Genomic DNA, 17,476 nt, shown 5'->3' with positions numbered 1-17,476 from the left:
CCCGGATGAATAGGGCGGCGGCTCGTCACGCTGGGTGAAGCAACGTTTACGTCATGCTTACCCTTGGTTGCTCTTGTTGGCATTTTCCCTGTTCAGGTAGTTGTAGACCGTGAAACGGCTTACCCCCAGGGCGCCCGCGACCGTCTCCACGCCGTGCCGGACCGAGAAGGCGCCTCGCGCCTCGAGTATCCGTACGACGTCCTGCTTGGACTTCCGGTCGAGCTGCGACAACGGTACGCCGTGCCGACGCTCCAGGGCCGCCAGGATGTGGTCCAGCGAATCCGAGAGCTGGGGCAGGCGCACGGCCAGCAGGTCCTGACCCTCCCAGCTGAGCACGACGTCGTCGGGCTGCGCCAGCGCCGGATCCATCAGCTCGCCGCCCATCGCGTCGACCAGCGGCTTGACCGCGGTGACGAAGGGGTGGTCGCGGGGCTCGGTCATGGCGTGTCCTCCCCGATCACATTGACCTGGAGCGAGACGCGCGTGGCGCCGGCGCCCAGTGAGTCGCGCAACAGCGCGGCCACCGCGCCGAGCACTTCACCGGCCTCTCCCTCGGCTGTGTTGCCGAACGGGCCGACATCCACCGCGTCCAGCTGCGCCTTCTGGATGACCTCGCGAGCGGCCACGGCATGGGCGGGGGCCTCTTCGAGATCGAAGGGCTCGGTCGTGAACTCCACTCTCAATCGCACGCGGGTCAAGCTACCCGGCAGGGAGGGGCGGCGCGACAGCGCCTCCTGAAGGGGTGGCGGTCGGGCGACGGAAGAGAGGGACTTTTCGGGAGTCCGCACTTGACAGCCGCCCAAAGCTCGTTGCAGTCTTCCATCAAGCAGAAACTAACTTCCGCAATACGGAAGGAGCGCACACCCCTCATGGGATACACGGACCAGCGCTTCGATGTAAACCTTTCGATCCTCTTCACGGACCTCCCGCTTCTGGAGCGCCCCGCGGCTGCCGCCGCGGCGGGCTTCACCGCGGTCGAGCTGTGGTGGCCCTGGATCGAGACCCCCACCCCCGCACAGGCGGAGCTCGACGCCCTCAAGAAGGCTCTTGAGGACGCCGGCACCCAGCTGGTGGGCCTGAACTTCTACGCCGGCCAGCTGCCGGGACCGGACCGCGGTGCGGTCTCGGTTCCCGGGGAGGAGTCGGAGCGCTTCAACGCCAACATCAACGTGGCCGCCGACTTCGCGGCCTCGGTCGGCTGCAAGGCGCTGAACGCCCTCTACGGCAACCGCGTCGAAGGCGTGGACCCGGCCGTTCAGGACGAGCTCGCCCTGAAGAACCTGGTCGTGGCCGCCCAGGCGGCGGACCGCGTCGGCGCGATCCTCCTGATCGAGACCCTCAACAAGCCCGAGTCGCCGCTCTACCCCCTGGTGAGCGCGCCGGCCGGCATCGAGGTGGTGGACAAGGTCAACGCGGCCACCGGCCTCGGGAACGCCAAGTTCCTCCTCGACCTGTACCACCTGGCGATGAACGATGAGGACCTCTCCGAGGTCATCGAAAAGTACGCCGCCAAGACCGGCCACGTCCAGATCGCGGACAAGCCGGGACGAGGTGCCCCCGGCACCGGCGAGCTGCCTCTCGAGGCACTGCTCGACCAGCTCAAGAAGGCCGGATACGAGGGCTACGTAGGCCTGGAGTACAAGGCCGCCGACGCCGCCGCGTCCTTCGAGTGGCTGCCGGCCGAGGCTCGCGCCGCCCGGTAGGCGGCCGAAGTCCGGGCGAACAGCCAGGCAACCCCCGCACTTTTCGTACAAAGCATTAAGAGAAGGACCCTCATCATGAGCAACCTCCCCAAGATCGCGTGGATCGGGCTCGGCATCATGGGCTCCCCCATGGCCGAGAACCTGCTGAAGGCCGGCTACTCGGTCACCGGCTTCACCCTGGAGCAGGACAAGCTGGAGCGCCTGGCCGCCGCCGGCGGCACCGCGGCCGGCTCGATCGCCGAGGCCGTCAAGGACGCCGACGTCATCATCACGATGGTGCCCGCCTCCCCGCAGGTCGAGGCCATCTCCTACGGTGAGAACGGCATCCTGGAGAACGCGAAGTCCGGCGCGCTGATCATCGACATGTCGTCGATCACCCCGCAGACCTCGATCGACCTCGCGAAGAACGCCGCCGAGAAGGGCATCCGCGTCATCGACGCCCCGGTGTCCGGCGGCGAGGCCGGCGCCATCGAGGCCGTCCTGTCGATCATGGTGGGTGGCGAGCAGGCCGACTTCGACGAGGCCCTGCCGGTCCTCGAGGCCCTCGGCAAGACCATCGTGCTCTGCGGCCCGCACGGCTCCGGCCAGACGGTGAAGGCCGCCAACCAGCTCATCGTCGCGGTCAACATCCAGGCGTGCGCCGAGGCTGTCGTCTTCCTGGAGAAGTCCGGCGTGAACCTCCAGGCCGCCCTGGACGTCCTCAACGGCGGCCTGGCCGGCTCCACGGTCCTGACCCGCAAGAAGGACAACTTCCTGAACCGCGACTTCAAGCCCGGCTTCCGGATCGACCTGCACCACAAGGACATGGGCATCGTCACCGACGCCGCCCGCAACGTCGGTGCCGCCCTTCCCGTCGGTGCGGTCGTGGCTCAGCTGGTCGCCTCGCTGCGCGCCCAGGGCGACGGCGGCCTGGACCACTCGGCCCTGCTGCGCGCCGTCGAGCGCCTCTCCGGCGCCCAGATCTGACGCGCCCGCATCCGGGGGCCCTTGCGGCCCCCGGCTCTCCCCCCAGGGGGACCTGAGTTTCCGGATGGCGCCGGTGCTGACACCTGTCCTGTCGCGCCCAAGCGCCGGCGCCGTCCGGATCACCTCTCTCCATCTTTCTTCAACAAACTGTTGACGTTTGGTTCACGCCGAAATTAGGCTGTTCCGCATGACGGAAGACGCTTTCCGTCAGCAGTTACCCGTACGGAAGGTCACCATGTCGAAGCGCACGCTGACGACCGAGTCCGGCGCCCCGGTCGCCGACAACCAGAACTCCGCCACCGCCGGCGTCGGTGGCCCGCTCCTGGTCCAGGACCAGCAGCTCCTTGAGAAGCTTGCCCGCTTCAACCGGGAGCGCATCCCGGAGCGTGTGGTGCACGCCCGCGGCTCGGCCGCGTACGGCCACTTCGAGGTGACCGACGACGTCACCGCGTACACCAGCGCCGCGTTCCTGAACACGGTCGGCAAGAAGACCGAGACCTTCCTGCGGTTCTCCACCGTGGCCGACTCCCTCGGCGGCGCGGACGCGGTCCGCGACCCGCGCGGTTTCGCGCTGAAGTTCTACACCGAAGAGGGCAACTACGACCTCGTCGGCAACAACACCCCGGTGTTCTTCATCAAGGACCCGATCAAGTTCCCCGACTTCATCCACTCCCAGAAGCGCGACCCCTTCACGGGCAAGCAGGAGCCGGACAACGTCTGGGACTTCTGGGCGCACGCCCCCGAGGCGACGCACCAGATCACCTGGCTGATGGGTGACCGCGGCATCCCGGCGTCGTACCGTCACATGAACGGCTACGGCTCCCACACGTACCAGTGGACCAACGCCCGCGGCGAGGCCTTCTTCGTCAAGTACCACTTCAAGACGAACCAGGGCATCCGCTGCCTCTCCAGCGAGCAGGCCGCCGAGCTCGTCGGCAAGGACGCGAACTCGCACCAGACCGACCTGCTCCAGGCGATCGAGCGCGGTGTGAACCCGAGCTGGACCCTCTACGTCCAGATCATGCCCGCCGCCGAGGCCGCGGACTACCGCTTCAACCCGTTCGACCTCACCAAGGTGTGGCCGCACAGCGACTACCCGCTGCAGCGCGTGGGCCGTCTGGTCCTCGACCGCAACCCGGACAACGTCTTCGCCGAGGTCGAGCAGTCCGCCTTCTCCCCGAACAACTTCGTCCCGGGCATCACCGCCTCGCCGGACAAGATGCTCCAGGGCCGTCTCTTCGCGTACGCCGACGCCCAGCGCTACCGCCTCGGTGTGAACCACACCCTGCTGCCGGTCAACGCCCCGAAGGCGACGAAGGCCGAGAACTACGGCCGCGACGGTGTCATGGCGCTGCGCAACGGCTCGCGCCACGACAAGAACTACGAGCCCAACTCGTACCAGGGTCCGGTCGAGACCGGTCTCGCGCTCGGCGCCCCGAAGGCCGTCTCCGGCTACACGGGCACCCACGAGGCCCCGGCCCACACCAAGGACGACGACTTCTTCCAGGCCGGTGAGCTCTACCGCCTGATGTCGGAGGCCGAGAAGCAGCGTCTGGTGGCGAACATCGCCGGCGGTCTGTCTCAGGTCACCCTCGAAGACGTCATCGAGAAGAACCTGGCTCACTTCCACGCCGCGGACGCCGACTACGGCAAGCGCGTCGAGGAGGCCGTTCGCGCCCTGCGCGACGCCTGAGAGCCGCAAGCTGCGCCGGGAGCCTGACGGGAGGTCAGGCTCCGGGTGCTAGCCCGCACCGCGGACCCGGATGAGGGGTGGTACGCGGTGGGGGCAGGACGAGGACCGTGGCGGGCGTGTGAGCCAGTGCGGTGGTAATGGGTTCCGAGGCCCGTCTCTTGACCTGAGGGAGACGATGCCGGAGTTCTCGTCACCGCCCGCCGCGGTCCCAGCCTCTTCTTGTACGCCTCCCCTTGCGCCTCTCCTCGCATGGAGGGGACACAGGGGCCACGCACAGAGGCCCCTGTACACCCCTGTACAGCGGGGAGTGCACAGACTCCGCCCGGCGGTGCGAACGTCCTGTCGCGCCAGCCTCGTTCCGTCGGGCGGTAACAAGTTCCACAGACCAGAGCGCCGAGTCACGGACGGTCCCGTGACTCGGCGCTTTGTCGTGTCCGGGGCCCGTGGGCGCAAGGTCAGGGGTCCGGCTATCGTGGGGCTGACCGCCTGACTGAAAGGTCAGTCAAGAGTCCGACCGAGGGGTACGAGCGAGAGTGGCCGATCGCCAGGCGTTGATCTTGGAGGCGGCGGTACGGGTCGTCGCGCGCAGCGGCGTCAGAGGTCTGCGCGTCGAGGAGCTGGCGGCCGAGGCGGGGGTCTCCACCGCGCTGATCTACTACCACTTCAAGGACCGCGTCGGCCTGGTCCGGCGCACCCTGGACTTCATCGGCGACCGCGCCACCGCCTACACCGACGAGGCACTGGGCGGCGCCGCGGATGCCCGCGCCGCCCTGCTGGAGCTGTTGCTGAGCGAGCTCCAGGACACCCCTCGCGTCCGCGAGAACAGCATCGCCTGGGGCGAACTGCGGGCCAGCGCCGTCTTCGACGCCGATCTGCGCGAGAACCTGGCCGAGTCCACCCGCTCCTGGTCCGAGGACGTGGCGGACGCCGTCCGCGACGCCCAGGCGGCCGGCCTCGCCGACCCGCAGGTCACGCCACTGGACTGTGCCGAGCGGCTGACCGCCCTGGTGGAGGGGCTCAGCGAACGCTGGCTGAGCGGCTCCCTGTCCCTGGAACGGGCCCGTGAGCTGCTCTGCGGGGCCGCGGACGCCGAGCTCGGCCCCCGGCCCGCCTAGCGCGTCACCCAGCCCCTCCCCCGGGCCTCAATGCCGTACGGAGGCACGCGAAACGGCCCCCGTGCCTCCTGAGGGAGGGACGAGGGCCGTTTCGGCGTGCAGGCAGGCGGGTCAGACGGCCAGCGGGCGGATCGCGGTCGGGGCGTGGCCCGGCTCGGTCGCGAGCTCCTCGAACTCGGTGACGTCGCTCATGTCGACGGTCTTGCTCATCGAGATGTTCGTGATGCGCTCCAGGATGGCCTCGACGACGACCGGGACCTGGAACTCCTGAGCCAGCTTCTTGGCCTGCTCGAAGGCGGCGCCCAGCTCGTTCGGGTCGGTGACCCGGATGGCCTTGACGCCCAGACCCTCGGCGACCTTGACGTGGTCGACGCCGTAGACGCCCAGCTCGGGGGTGTTGATGTTCTCGAACTCGAGGTTGACCTCGAAGTTGATGCCCAGGCCGCCCTGCGCCTGACGGATCAGGCCCAGGTAGGCGTTGTTCACCAGGACGTGGACGTACGGGACCTTGTGCTGCGCGGCGACCGCGAGCTCTTCGATCATGAACTGGAAGTCGTAGTCGCCCGAGAGCGCCACGATCGGGGTCTCCGGGTCCGCGGTGGCGGCACCGATCGCGGCCGGGATGGTCCAGCCGAGGGGGCCGGCCTGGCCGCAGTTGATCCAGTTGCGCGGCCGGTAGACGTGCAGCATCTGCGCGCCGGCGATCTGGGAGAGGCCGATGGTGGTGACGTAGCGCGTCTCCGGGCCGAAGGCCTTGTTCATCTCCTCGTACACGCGCTGCGGCTTCATCGGGATGTTGTCGAAGTGCGTACGGCGCTGGAGGGTGGCCTTGCGCTCCTGGCCCGAGGCGGCCCAGGCGCTGAAGTCGGGCAGCTTGCCCTCGGCCTTGAGCTCCTTGGCGACCTCGATGAAGAGCTCCAGGGCGGCCTTGGCGTCGGAGGCGATGCCGAAGTCCGGGGCGAAGATCTTGCCGATCTGGGTGGGCTCGATGTCGACGTGGACGAACTTGCGGCCCTTGGTGTAGGCGTCGAGGTTGTAACCGGTGTGACGGTTGGCCCAGCGGTTGCCGATCCCGAGGACGAAGTCCGACTCCAGGAAGGTGGCGTTGCCGTAGCGGTGCGAGGTCTGGACGCCGACCATGCCGGCGCTCAGCTCGTGGTCGTCCGGGATGGTGCCCCAGCCCATGAGGGTGGAGATGACCGGGACGCCCGTGAGCTCGGCGAACTCGACCAGCAGGTCGGAGGCGTCGGCGTTGATGATGCCGCCACCGGCGACGATCAGCGGACGCTCGGACTCCAGGAGGAACCGCAGGGCCTTCTCGGCCTGGGCGCGGCTGGCCTTCGGCTTGTAGACCGGCAGCGGCTGGTAGGTCTCCGGGTCGAACTCGATCTCGGTCAGCTGGACGTCGATCGGGAGGTCGATCAGGACCGGGCCCGGACGGCCGGAGCGCATCAGGTGGAAGGCCTGCTGGAAGACACCGGGGACCTGCGCGGCCTCCAGGACCGTGGTGGCGGCCTTGGTGACGGGCTTGGCGATCGAGGCGATGTCGACGGCCTGGAAGTCTTCCTTGTGCAGCTTCGCGACGGGGGCCTGACCGGTGATGCACAGGATCGGGATCGAGTCCGCGATCGCGGAGTACAGGCCGGTGATCATGTCGGTGCCGGCCGGGCCCGAGGTGCCGATGCAGACACCGATGTTCCCCGCCTTGGCACGCGTGTAGCCCTCGGCCATGTGCGAGGCACCCTCGACGTGGCGGGCCAGCGTGTGGCTGATGCCGCCCACGTTCTTGAGCTCGCGGTAGAACGGGTTGATCGCAGCGCCGGGCACGCCGAACGCATGCGAAACGCCCTCGAGCTTGAGGATCTCCACTGCAGCGGCGGCGGCTGTCATACGGGGCATCGAGTTCTCCTGCGGGTCTGGCGGTCAGGCTTTTCCGTAATCCGGAAGTATTGTTCTGCTATACGGAACAAGCTAAGGCGCGACGTGGCACACGTCAAGGCGGTAGGGGACCCCGGAAGCCACCAAAAGCCGCGTCTCGCTCCGCGAGTTGCACAAATGACCCGCCTCGGGGCGGGAATCGGCCCCCAATCCGCGGACAGGGCCGCTCCGGCGGTCGCTGGTGGTGGACCATGTACCTACGCACAGCGATGGAGGGGGTCCAGGTCTCATGGCGGAAGCGGTACCGGTGCGCTGCCCGGCGTGCCTGCGCGAGAACAACTACGTCGCCCCGGTGTTCCCCTGCGCCTGCGGAAGCCCGGTCGTACCGCCGCTGGATCTGGTGGCTCCACCCCTGCCGCTGACCCATCGCACCTGGTCGAACACCTGGGTGGCGGTGCGGTGCGCGTCCTGCGGGCGGGAGAGCGAGTGGCCGCATCCCGAGGTGGGGTGCGGCTCGTGCGGGACGGTGGTGATGATTCCGGTGCATCCGCCGGAGCGGTCCGAGGCCGGGCCGGGCGCGGACGGGCCGGAGAGGTCGGCCGGGCCGGCCGGGCCCGCGCGTCAGGGAGACGGACGGCGCGCGGCGTCCGAGGAGGTACGGCCGGACGCGGGCGCGCCTGCGGGAGGCCGGGCGGGAGGGCGGGCGGGCGCGCCGTCGGGCGCCCCGCAGCGGCCCTCGTCCGCGGACTCGCCCCTCGGCTCGTCCCCGGACTCACGTGCGGCGCACCTGCCGCCGCCATCGGCCGCGCCGGTGCCGCGGCCCGCTTTCCGGCCGGTGACCATCCGTACGGCCCGCGACGCGGTGGCCACGGCCGCGCTGTACCTGCGGTGGCTCGGCTTCCAGGACGTACGGCAGCCCGACGGGCGGCCGATCCCCTCGGCCGTGGTGGACCTGCGGGCTCCCGGGCTGGTCGCGCAGGTGGACCCGACCACCGCGCCGGCCGGGCTGCGGGCGGTGGAGTGCGTCTGGTTGAACGGGCTCACCGCTTCCGCGACCAGCGTCTACTTCGCGCTCGCCGGTTACACGAAGGACGCCCGCACCCGCGCGGACGAGCTGGGGATACCGCTCTTCGTCATGGACCTCACGGGCATGCCGCAGCCGGTCAACGACCCGGCGGACGCGCTGATCGGGGCGGGGGCCTAGGAACTGTCCGCGGTGGGGGGCTCGGGGGGCCGCCGGACACCCCCTAAGCTCGGGTCCATTGTCCGTTCCCCGTTGCCCGCCCCCGTCCTGCCGAGGAGAGCCCGATGAGCCTGTACGACATTGCGCTGACCACCCTGTCCGATGAGCCCACCAGCCTGGCGGCTCACAAGGGCAAGGTGATCCTGCTGGTGAACACCGCCTCGCAGTGCGGTCTCACCCCGCAGTACTCGGGGCTGGCCCGCCTGCAGTTCGCGTACGAGGCGAAGGGCTTCACCGTCATAGGCGTGCCCTGCAACCAGTTCGGCGGACAGGAGCCCGGCAACGCCGAGGACATCCAGACCTTCTGTGCCGCCGGTTTCGGCGTCACCTTCCCGATGCTGGAGAAGTCCGACGTCAACGGCGAGAACCGGCACCCGCTGTACCAGGAGCTGGTGAAGAACCCGGACGCCGAGGGCGAGGCGGGCGACATCCAGTGGAACTTCGAGAAGTTCCTGATCTCCCCCGCCGGCGAGGTCGTGGCCCGCTTCCGCCCGCGCACCGAGCCCGAGGCCCCCGAGGTCATCGCCGCGATCGAGGCGCACCTGCCCGCGTAAGGACCGTACGGACCGGCGTACGGGCGGGGCGCGAGGACCGGCGTACGACGGCCGTCCGCGCCCCCGCCGCGTCCCCGCCCCGGCCGCGGGGCCTCACCTCATCTCGGCCTCGTCGTACTCCCCCGCTGAGCCGGCCGCGGTGAGCTCCCGGAGCTCCACGCGGCGGATCTTGCCGGACACCGTCTTCGGCAGCTCCCCGAACTCGATGCGGCGGATCCTCTTGTACGGGGACAGCACCGCGCGGGAGTGCTCGAACAGTGCCCGGGCCGTGTCCGGTCCGGGCTCCCAGCCTGCGGCGAGCGTGACGTACGCCTTCGGCACCGCCAGCCGCAGCGCGTCCGGGGCCGGGACGACGGCGGCCTCGGCGACGGCCTCGTGTTCCAGCAGGGCGCTCTCCAGCTCGAACGGGCTGATCTTGTAATCGGAGGCCTTGAACACGTCGTCGGCCCGGCCGATGTAGGTGAGGTACCCGTCGGCATCGCGTGAAGCGATGTCGCCGGTGCGGTAGAGCCCGTCCGCCATGGCCTCGGCGGTGCGCTCGGGGTCGTCGCGGTAGCCGGTCATGACCCCGGCGGGACCCGGACGCAGGTCCACGCAGAGCTCGCCTTCGTCGGCGGCCTCCTTGCCGGTGACGGGGTCCAGGAGGACGATCTTGTACCCGGGCGCGGGGCGGCCCATGGAGCCGGGCTTGACGGGTTCCCCCGGGAAGTTGCCGACCTGGAGGGTGGTCTCGGTCTGGCCGAAGCCGTCCCGGATGGTGATGCCCCATGCCTGGTGCACCTTCTCGATGACCTCGGGGTTGAGCGGCTCGCCGGCGGCGACGGCCTCGCGCGGGGGCGTACGCAGCGTCGTGAGGTCGGACTGGATGAGCATCCGCCACACGGTGGGCGGGGCGCAGAAGGTGGTCACGCCGTACCGGTCCATCTCCGCCAGCAGCCGCCCGGCGTCGAATCGGGTGTAGTTGTGGACGAAGACGGTCGCGCCGGCGTTCCAGGGGGCGAAGAGGTTGGACCAGGCGTGCTTGGCCCAGCCGGGCGAGGCGATGTTGAGGTGGACGTCGCCGGGGCGCAGGCCGAGCCAGTACATGGTGGAGAGGTGCCCGATGGGGTACGAGGCGTGCGTGTGCTCGACGAGCTTGGGCCGGGCGGTGGTGCCGGAGGTGAAGTAGAGCATCAGGGGGTCGGTGGCGAGGGTCTCGCCGTCGGGTGTGAAGGGGCTGTCGGCCGGGGCGGCGCCCCCGGGGAACATGTCCTCCAGCCGCCGCCAACCGGCGGGGACTTCCGGTCCGGCGGCGATCCGCGTGTAGGTGCCGGGCACCTGGTCGAATTTCTCCGTGTCCTCGGCGCGCACGATGACATGGCGGACGTGACCGCGCTCGATCCGGTCGCGCAGGTCGGCCGCGCCGAGGAGCGGGGTGGCCGGGATGACGACGGCGCGGAGTTTCATCGCGCCGAGCATGACCTCCCACAGCTCTCGCTGGTTGCCGAGCATGACCAGGACCCGGTCGCCGGCGGCCACGCCCTGGCCGCGCAGCCAGTTGGCGGCCGCGTCCGACCGTACGGCCAGCTCCGCGAAGGAGATTCCCCGGCTGGTGCCGTCCTCCTCCACGATCCGCAGGGCGTCGGCGTCGTTCCCGGCGGCGATGGGGTCGAACCAGTCCAGCGCCCAGTTGAAGTGGCGCGGGCGGGGCCAGGTGAATCCGGTGTGGGCGGCTTCGTAGTCCCCGCGGCGTTCCAGCAGGAAGTCCCGCGCGGCCAGGAACTGGGCGGTGGCGCTGTTCTCCGTCATGGGGGCATCGTGCCGGGTCCGGCGTGCGGACCACCAGGGCGGCGTCAGCCGTGGATTGACCCGAAGCGTACGGACCCCTTGGCGGCGCCCTCATCCGTACCCACGTCCGTACCCTCGTCCGTACCCTCGCTCATCCCGGCGACCATCAGCTCCGCTTCGGCGACGATCTCGTCCCTCAGCGCCTTCGAAACGTCCCGGAACAGCTCCACGGTGACCACGTCCCTGTCCCTGTCCCTGTCCCCTTCCCGTTCCAGCTTCCACACACCGGCGAAGAACCCGTCGACGAGGAGGGTGCGGTGGGCCTGATTGCCCGTCCAGACCCGCCCCTTGAACTCGGGGGCGATCACCCGGCTCCGGTCGGCGTGCGAGAGCAGGAGGTTGTCGAACTCGGGCAGGAAGCGGGGCGGCGCCGGAGTGTCCGCGTCGGGCCGGGGCCCGTCGGGCAGGTCGAAGAGCTCTACGCCGTTCTCGTCCCGGAAGGTGACCAGGCCCGGCCGCAGCCGCTCGAAGGCCTCCCGCAGCCGGGTCAGCCCGGCCCAGGTCTGCATGTCCTTGACGGATGCGGGCCCGAAGGCCGCGAGGTAGCGCAGTACGACGTCGTCCACCGGCTGCGCCTGCCCGGCGGGCCTGCCCAGCCAGCGCTCCACGGTGGTGAGCCTGACCTGCCCGCTGCGGCCCCACACCCCGCGGGGCGTGACCTGCACGAGCGGCAGCCGGCAGCGCGCGGCGACGGACAGGGACTGCGGGTCCGCGTGCGGCCATTCCTTGAGGAGTTCCTCCCGGATCTCCCCCATGGTGCGCGGCTCGGCCTCGACGAAGGCCCGGGCGAGTTCACCCAGCCGCTCCAGGTCCACTCCGGCCAGGCCCGTACGGAAGTAGCTGACCTCCCGGTCGCGGGCGGGCTGGACGAGCGGCCGCAGGGTGAGGGCGTCGTGGGCCGTGTGGGTGTGGATGGTGGAGCGCATGGTGACCATCCGGACCACGTCCCGGGACTCCATGAGCCGTCCCAGCTCGGCGGGCCGGAAACCGGCGAGCCGGGCGTGGAGTTGGAAGTAGGGGGGCTTCACGTTCTGTGCCTGCAGCCCGACGAGGTGCGCGACGGCGTCACGGGCGGACATCTCGGCGCGGCTCAGCAGGAGCTGGCGGGCGAGCGTGGCTCGGTTCAGTGCGCGGATGTCGAGTACGGGCTGCGTGGGATGCGTCGTCCTGGAGGCCATGGCAGCAAGCTAACTCCTCCTCGCGGACACCTACGGTCCGCAAGAGGGAAGGGTCGATGCGGTCTTCGCTCAGGACCCCGGGACTGGTCCGGCGGATCAGCTGATCTCCCAGGTCCCGCCGTTCGCGGTGGCACCGCGCAGTCCGTCGAGGACCCTCGGGCCTGCCAGTGCCGGGAGACGGGAGTCGTTCAGTGACGCGAATGCGAAGGTGCGGGCCGCATCCCAGTCCGTGCTGTGCCTCAGGCGCCGGCTCATCTGCGCCCAGCCGAGTACCGCCCCGGCGACCACCCACGCGTCGGGGGTCTGCCTGGTCAGCCGACGGGCGGGGCGCAGCCAGGACGCGGCGCTCTCGGGCCAGTCCACCGTGTCCAGGACGTGGCCGCCCCTGGCCCGCCATGCGGCGGCGAAAGCGGCCGCAGCGCCGACGGAGGCGCTGTCGCGCCCATGCCCGATGACGACCGTTTCGATCGGGGCTTCGGACTGGGTCAACAGTCCCATCAGGGCGGTCAGTTCCGCCGGGGTGTGCGGGGCGGGCATCAGGGGTTCGCCGTAGGCGGCCGCCGCAGTGGGCCCGATCACCGGTGACGCCTTCATACCCGGCTCCCTCACTCGTCTCTCCATTGCGCGTACTCCCTCGACACGAGGGAGCGGCCGTCAGGCCCCACCAGCTTGTACACCAGCTAGGCCGCGTCGTGAAAGACGAGGCCCAGTGCGTGGCGCCGGCCGCTGCGCACCGTGCTCACGCCGTGCCGTACGGCTCCTGGCGACCAGCCCCGCTTCGTCCGCACGGGGCGGTTGTTGGTCGTGAAGATCAGCCCGTGGCCCTGGGTCAGCGCGGTCGTGGTGCCTCGCGACTGCGCGCGCGGCCGCTGCTCTACGAGCAGGAACTCCCCACCCGTGTAGTCGGTGCCGTACCGGTCGAGACCTACGACGACCTGCATCGGGAAGACCATGTCGCCGAAGACGTCGCGGTGCAGGGCGTTCCAGTCGCCTTCGCCGTAGCGCAGCAGAATCTGCGCCGAGCGATCCTGTCCCGCCGCGTGGCACATCGCGATCCATTCGTCGAGCGAGTCCGGCCACGGGGCGGGGCGGCCGAGCCGAGCGGCCCAGTCTCGGGCGATGCCCAGCAGCCGTGGGTAGAGCGCGGCACGAAGCGCGGCGACGGGCTCCGGCAGATCGTGGGTGAAGTAGCGGTACTCACCCGACCCGAAGCGATAGCGGGCCATGTCGATGGTTGCCCGGAACCGCTCGGCGTCCCCGTACAGGGCGGTGAGCTCCCGGCACTCGGCAGGGGTGAGCAATTGGGGCGTCGCCGCGCAGCCGTAGGTGTCGAGCTCCTCGGCGAGGGCGGGCCAGTCGGCGGCCTCGACTCTTTCGGCCGCCCACGCCGCTGCCGTTTCTGTGATGGTCGTCATGGGTGTCTCTTCCGTCGCCCGTGGGGTTGTCGGTGGGGGCTCGCCCCGGATCAGCCGAGCATTGGCTGCAGGGCGCCCTCATGGGTGAGCAGAGCGACCTTGCGGTCGATGCCGCCGGCGTAACCGCGCATGGAGCCGTCCGCCCCGATGACCCGGTGGCAGGGTCGAACCAGCAGCAGGGGGTTGGCACCGATCGCCGCGCCGAGTACGCGTACCTGCCGGCGCGGGATGCCGAGCCGCTCGGCGAGAGCGCCGTAGGTGGTGGTCGTGCCGTACGGGATCGCGTCGATGGCCTCCCACACGCGCTGCTGGAACTCGGTGCCGCTCGTGCGGTACTCCAGCTCGAACCGGGTACGACGGCCCTCGAAGTACTCCTCTAGCTGTCGGACCACCCCGGCCAGGGCCGTCCGACTCCGCTGCCACTCGTCTCGTGGCAGAGCGGGGCTGCGGCTGTCGGGCATGGACAGCGATACCATGACGATACCGCTCGGCGTGGTGGCTGATTCCTCTCCCACCAGCAGTAGCTCGCCCAGGGGACCCTCGGCCGTGGTGAAGAGTGTCATCAGGCCGCTCCTTTCTCTTCCCGAGTGTGCTCGGCGTCAGCCGGGCAGTCTGGCGGATATCCGACGTGGAGCCGGAATCAGCGGGAGTTGTGGAAGATCAGACCCAGCACCGTGCGGCGGCCCCGGTCGACGGCGTTGGTGCCGTGTCTCATGGGGTGGCGGCGGAACCCGTGGGTGCCGCGTACGGGGCGGTGCCGGACCGGGAAGATCATCGCCTGGCCCAGGGACGGCTTGACGACCAGGGCCCGGGACTGGGAGCGGGGTCGCTGTTCGACGAAGACGTTCTCTCCCCCGGTGAAGTCCTCGCCCGGCTCGTTGAGCATGATGGCGATCTGCAGGGGGAAGACGATGTCCCCGTAGACGTCCTGGTGGAGGCAGGCGTAGTCGCCCTTGTCGTAGCGCAGGATGAGCGGGGTGGGTCGCGACTGGCCACCCGCCGCGCACTCGGCAAGCAGCTCGCCCAGGGTTTCGGGGTAGGTCCGTTCTTTGAGTTGCGGTGCCCACTGGTTGGCCATCCAGGCGACCAGCGGGTAGAGGTTCTCTCGCAGTTGGCCCACGAGCGGCACTGCGGCAGGGTCGGCGAAGTACTTGTAGGAGCCCCGGCCGAATTGGTGGCGCTGCATCACCACGGTGGAGCGGAACAGCCCGGGCTCGTCGAAGGTGGCGGCGATCTCCTGACACTGCGCCCGGGTCAGCAGGGGCGGGGTGAGGGCCACGCCGTCCGTGTTGAGCTGCCGGAACAGCTCGTCCTGGTCGAGTTCGGCGAGCGCGAGCGTAGAGGTGCTCGGTAAGGAAAGGTTCATGGTGGACCTCATGGTGGCCGCCCGGTGGCCAGAGCGCTGGCGGCTTTCCGACATCGAGTTCGGGCCCTGAACACGGAGAACGGGGCCACCGTGCTCAGGGCCGCTCCAGCACCGCGCTCACTGCGGCCGGGTCCCAGTAGAAGGGCCTGATCTCGCGGATCCTCCCGTCCCGTACGGTCATCAGCTGGACGATCGTGGTGTCCAGAGCGCGGCCCGACGCGCGGGCCACAAACCGTACGCGGCTGGTGACGACGACGTCCTGGCCGTCGATGATCCGGCGCTGGTCGAGGAACTCCACCGACTGCCACACCTCGCCCATGACCGCCATGAACCGCTCGATGCCGTCGGGGCCGCGCCAGTCACCCGCGTACGGGAGCCCGGGCGCCTGGTGCAGCACCACCTCCGGGTCGAGGCAGGCGGCGAGTTCCCCGAAGGGGGCCCGGCCCGGCCCGCCCGCGGCGACGTAGGCCGACTCGGCGGCGTAGAAGCGGGTGAGGACTTCCGATGCGCTCGTCTGGGTGGTGGTCACGCGTGCTCCTTCGACAGGCCTTCCGGCGGCCGCCGTCGGGCCGCTCAGAGGTCAACGAAGAGCGACGCGTACGGGTCACCCCCCTCCGCCGTGAAGATTCTGGTGGATCTCCAGGGTCGCCGTGGACTTGTTGAGGGTGATGTAGTGCAGCCCGGGGGCGCCCTCGTCGAGCAGCCGCTCCGCTGCGGCGGTGGCGTACGCGACCCCGATGCGGTGCCCCTCGGCCGGATCGTCCCGGGCGGCTTCGAGCCGTTCGGCCAGCGCGACGGGGAAGCCCGCGTTGGACAGCTCGGCGAAGCGCCGGATCTGCCTCACGTCGGTGGCCGGCATGATCTCGGGGATGATCGGGGTGTCGCAGCCGGCCGCCGCGACTCGGTCCCGCAGCCGCAGGTAGTCCTCCACGTCGAAGAACATCTGGGTGATGGCGTAGTCGGCGCCGGCCCGGCACTTGGCGACGAAGTGCCGGATGTCGCTGTCCCAGTCCGGCGAGCGCGGGTGCCGCTCGGGGAAGGCCGCGACTCCGACGGTGAAGGCGCCCAGTTCCCGGACCAGTGAGACCAGCTCATGGGCGTACGCGAGACCTTCGGGATGGGCTGTCCAGGGAGCCCCGGGATTGCCTGGGGGGTCGCCGCGCAGGGCGAGCACGTCCTGTACGCCCGCGTCCGCGTACTGGCCGATGATGCGGCGCAGCTCGGAGACCGAGTGCCCCACGGCGGTCAGATGGGCGACCGGACGCAGTGTGGTCTCGGCGGCGATCCGCTGGGTGACCTCGACCGTGCGGTCACGGGAGGAGCCACCCGCGCCATAGGTGACCGAGACGAAGGTGGGGGCGAGGACCTCGATCCGGCGGATCGCCCGCCACAGGGTGCGGTTTCCCGTCTCCGTCCTGGGCGGGAAGAACTCGAAGGAGAACGACGGCAGCCCCGCGTTCAGGCGCTGTCGAAGGCTCCCGGCGGCGCGTGCGCCGGCAGTCGGAGCCGTGGTCGCGAGCTCGTGTGCGTACGCCGTCATGGCAGGTGCGCCAGGACCGGTTCCAGCGCGGCCGCTTCGCTGGACCCGTAGGCCTGGGTGATGCGCCGCAGCAGGTCGGCCGGCACGATCTTGTACTCCTGGGTGCCCACCGACTCAAGGACCAGGGTGGCCAGTGCGCAGCCCAGCCGGGTGGCCGTCACCGCCGGCAGCCTTCGTGCGACCGCGGCAAGGAACCCGGACCGGAACGCGTCTCCCACACCGGTCGGGTCTGCCGCGGCCGACGAGGGCAGCGCCGGTACGTGCCGCACTTCCCCGTCCGGCCCCCGCAACCGTGCTCCCTCGGCGCCGAGCGTGGTGATCCAGGTGCCGGTGCGGGCGAGGACCTCTTCCCGGGTCCAGCCGGTGCGTTTCAGCAGCAGGGCCTCCTCGTACGCGTTGGTGAACAGGAACCGGGCCCCGGTGACCAGCCGGCGCGTCGCCTCTCGGCCGAGCCGGGCGAGCTGTTGCGAGGGGTCTGCCGCGAAGGGGATGCCAAGCCGACGGCACTCCTCGGTGTGGCGCAGCATTGCCTCCGGGTCGTTGGGGGCGATCACCACCAGGTCCGGCGTCCCGATGCGTTCGGCCACGGCGGCCAGGGAGATGTGTCTGGCCTCGGCCATGGCGCCCGCGTAGAAGGTGGCGATCTGGTTTTGGTCGGCGTCGGTCGTGCACATGAACCGGGCCGTGTGCAGCGTCTCGCTCACGCGCACCGAGGCGGTGTCGACGCCGTTGTTCTCCAGCCATGCGGCGTAGTCGGCGAAGTCCTTGCCGGCCGCGCCGACGAGCACGGGGCTCAGTCCGAGCCGCGCGAGGCCCACCGCGATGTTGGCTGCCACACCACCTGCCCGTACCTCAAGGGTGTCGGCGAGGAAGGACAGCGAGACGTGGTCGAGCTGGTCGGGGATCAGCTGGTCCCGGAACCTGCCGGGAAAGACGGTCAGGTGGTCGGTGGCGATCGAACCGGTTACCGCGATGTGCACGTCGGTGTCTCCCGTGGA

The 17,476-nt window shown here is 70.1% G+C and carries 18 protein-coding genes; 6 read left to right on the top strand and 12 right to left on the bottom strand.

Going from position 1 to position 17,476, the window contains the following annotated elements:
• Nucleotides 1-57: 57 nt before the first annotated feature.
• The gene (locus tag ABZX75_RS22905; RefSeq protein ID WP_355413371.1) at nt 58-441 is read right to left on the bottom strand and encodes a helix-turn-helix domain-containing protein; all 384 of its coding nucleotides are present in this window, start codon (nt 439-441) and stop codon (nt 58-60) included.
• Entirely contained in the window at nt 438-689 is a 252-nt protein-coding gene (locus ABZX75_RS22900) for a hypothetical protein (RefSeq protein WP_355413369.1), read from the bottom strand. Before ABZX75_RS22900 ends, ABZX75_RS22905 begins: the two co-directional genes overlap by 4 nt.
• Nucleotides 690-869: 180 nt before the next feature.
• Between ABZX75_RS22900 and ABZX75_RS22895 the strand changes: the two genes are divergently transcribed.
• The 4 genes from ABZX75_RS22895 (at nt 870) to ABZX75_RS22880 (ending at nt 5,477) form a co-directional block, all read left to right on the top strand.
• A complete protein-coding gene (locus ABZX75_RS22895) occupies nt 870-1,703 on the top strand; it encodes a TIM barrel protein (RefSeq protein WP_355413367.1) in 834 nt (277 codons plus the stop codon).
• Nucleotides 1,704-1,778: 75 nt separating this feature from the next.
• On the top strand, nt 1,779-2,669 hold the full coding sequence (locus ABZX75_RS22890; protein ID WP_355413365.1) for a 2-hydroxy-3-oxopropionate reductase: 891 nt from the start codon (nt 1,779-1,781) through the stop codon (nt 2,667-2,669).
• 235 nt (nt 2,670-2,904) lie between these two features.
• Nucleotides 2,905-4,362, top strand: coding sequence for a catalase (locus ABZX75_RS22885; RefSeq protein WP_355413489.1), 1,458 nt, complete (start codon nt 2,905-2,907; stop codon nt 4,360-4,362).
• 533 nt (nt 4,363-4,895) lie between these two features.
• Entirely contained in the window at nt 4,896-5,477 is a 582-nt protein-coding gene (locus ABZX75_RS22880; protein ID WP_355413363.1) for a TetR/AcrR family transcriptional regulator, read from the top strand.
• Nucleotides 5,478-5,588: 111 nt separating this feature from the next.
• On the opposite strand, the gene gcl is transcribed toward ABZX75_RS22880, so the two are convergent.
• Nucleotides 5,589-7,376, bottom strand: coding sequence for a glyoxylate carboligase (gcl, locus tag ABZX75_RS22875; RefSeq protein WP_355413361.1), 1,788 nt, complete (start codon nt 7,374-7,376; stop codon nt 5,589-5,591).
• 268 nt (nt 7,377-7,644) lie between these two features.
• Here gcl and ABZX75_RS22870 point away from each other — a divergent pair, with 268 nt between their 5' ends.
• Both ABZX75_RS22870 and ABZX75_RS22865 read left to right on the top strand, forming a co-directional pair.
• Nucleotides 7,645-8,559 (top strand): hypothetical protein, encoded by a 915-nt coding sequence (locus tag ABZX75_RS22870; RefSeq protein WP_355413359.1) that lies wholly within the window; start codon nt 7,645-7,647, stop codon nt 8,557-8,559.
• Nucleotides 8,560-8,663: 104 nt separating this feature from the next.
• The gene (locus tag ABZX75_RS22865) at nt 8,664-9,152 is read left to right on the top strand and encodes a glutathione peroxidase (protein ID WP_355413357.1); all 489 of its coding nucleotides are present in this window, start codon (nt 8,664-8,666) and stop codon (nt 9,150-9,152) included.
• 93 nt (nt 9,153-9,245) lie between these two features.
• Here ABZX75_RS22865 and ABZX75_RS22860 read toward each other — a convergent pair whose 3' ends face one another.
• The 9 genes from ABZX75_RS22860 to ABZX75_RS22820 form a co-directional block, all read right to left on the bottom strand.
• A complete protein-coding gene (locus tag ABZX75_RS22860; RefSeq protein ID WP_355413355.1) occupies nt 9,246-10,940 on the bottom strand; it encodes an AMP-binding protein in 1,695 nt (564 codons plus the stop codon).
• A gap of 44 nt (nt 10,941-10,984) precedes the next feature.
• Nucleotides 10,985-12,157, bottom strand: a complete 1,173-nt coding sequence (locus tag ABZX75_RS22855) for a winged helix DNA-binding domain-containing protein (RefSeq protein ID WP_355413353.1) — start codon at nt 12,155-12,157, stop codon at nt 10,985-10,987.
• 96 nt (nt 12,158-12,253) lie between these two features.
• On the bottom strand, nt 12,254-12,751 hold the full coding sequence (locus tag ABZX75_RS22850; RefSeq protein ID WP_355413352.1) for a hypothetical protein: 498 nt from the start codon (nt 12,749-12,751) through the stop codon (nt 12,254-12,256).
• Between the two features lie 86 nt (nt 12,752-12,837).
• Nucleotides 12,838-13,572, bottom strand: a complete 735-nt coding sequence (locus ABZX75_RS22845) for a 2OG-Fe(II) oxygenase (protein ID WP_355413350.1) — start codon at nt 13,570-13,572, stop codon at nt 12,838-12,840.
• A gap of 50 nt (nt 13,573-13,622) precedes the next feature.
• Nucleotides 13,623-14,135 carry a methylated-DNA--[protein]-cysteine S-methyltransferase gene (locus ABZX75_RS22840; RefSeq protein ID WP_355413348.1) on the bottom strand — a complete coding sequence of 171 codons (513 nt, stop codon included), beginning with the start codon at nt 14,133-14,135 and terminating at the stop codon, nt 13,623-13,625.
• A 77-nt stretch (nt 14,136-14,212) separates the two neighbouring features.
• A complete protein-coding gene (locus ABZX75_RS22835; RefSeq protein WP_355413346.1) occupies nt 14,213-14,938 on the bottom strand; it encodes a 2OG-Fe(II) oxygenase in 726 nt (241 codons plus the stop codon).
• Nucleotides 14,939-15,032: 94 nt separating this feature from the next.
• A complete protein-coding gene (locus ABZX75_RS22830; protein ID WP_355413344.1) occupies nt 15,033-15,467 on the bottom strand; it encodes a nuclear transport factor 2 family protein in 435 nt (144 codons plus the stop codon).
• Nucleotides 15,468-15,542: 75 nt separating this feature from the next.
• Complete coding sequence (metF, locus tag ABZX75_RS22825; RefSeq protein WP_355413342.1) at nt 15,543-16,478, bottom strand: methylenetetrahydrofolate reductase [NAD(P)H]; 936 nt, start codon at nt 16,476-16,478, stop codon at nt 15,543-15,545.
• On the bottom strand, nt 16,475-17,458 hold the full coding sequence (locus tag ABZX75_RS22820) for a carbohydrate kinase family protein (RefSeq protein WP_355413340.1): 984 nt from the start codon (nt 17,456-17,458) through the stop codon (nt 16,475-16,477). The genes metF and ABZX75_RS22820 overlap by 4 nt, the downstream gene beginning before the upstream one ends.
• Nucleotides 17,459-17,476: the final 18 nt, after the last annotated feature.

It is taken from the genome of Streptomyces sp. NPDC003038 (assembly GCF_040611115.1).
Lineage (GTDB): Bacteria > Actinomycetota > Actinomycetes > Streptomycetales > Streptomycetaceae > Streptomyces.
This window is presented reverse-complemented; position numbering and strand designations above follow the sequence as displayed.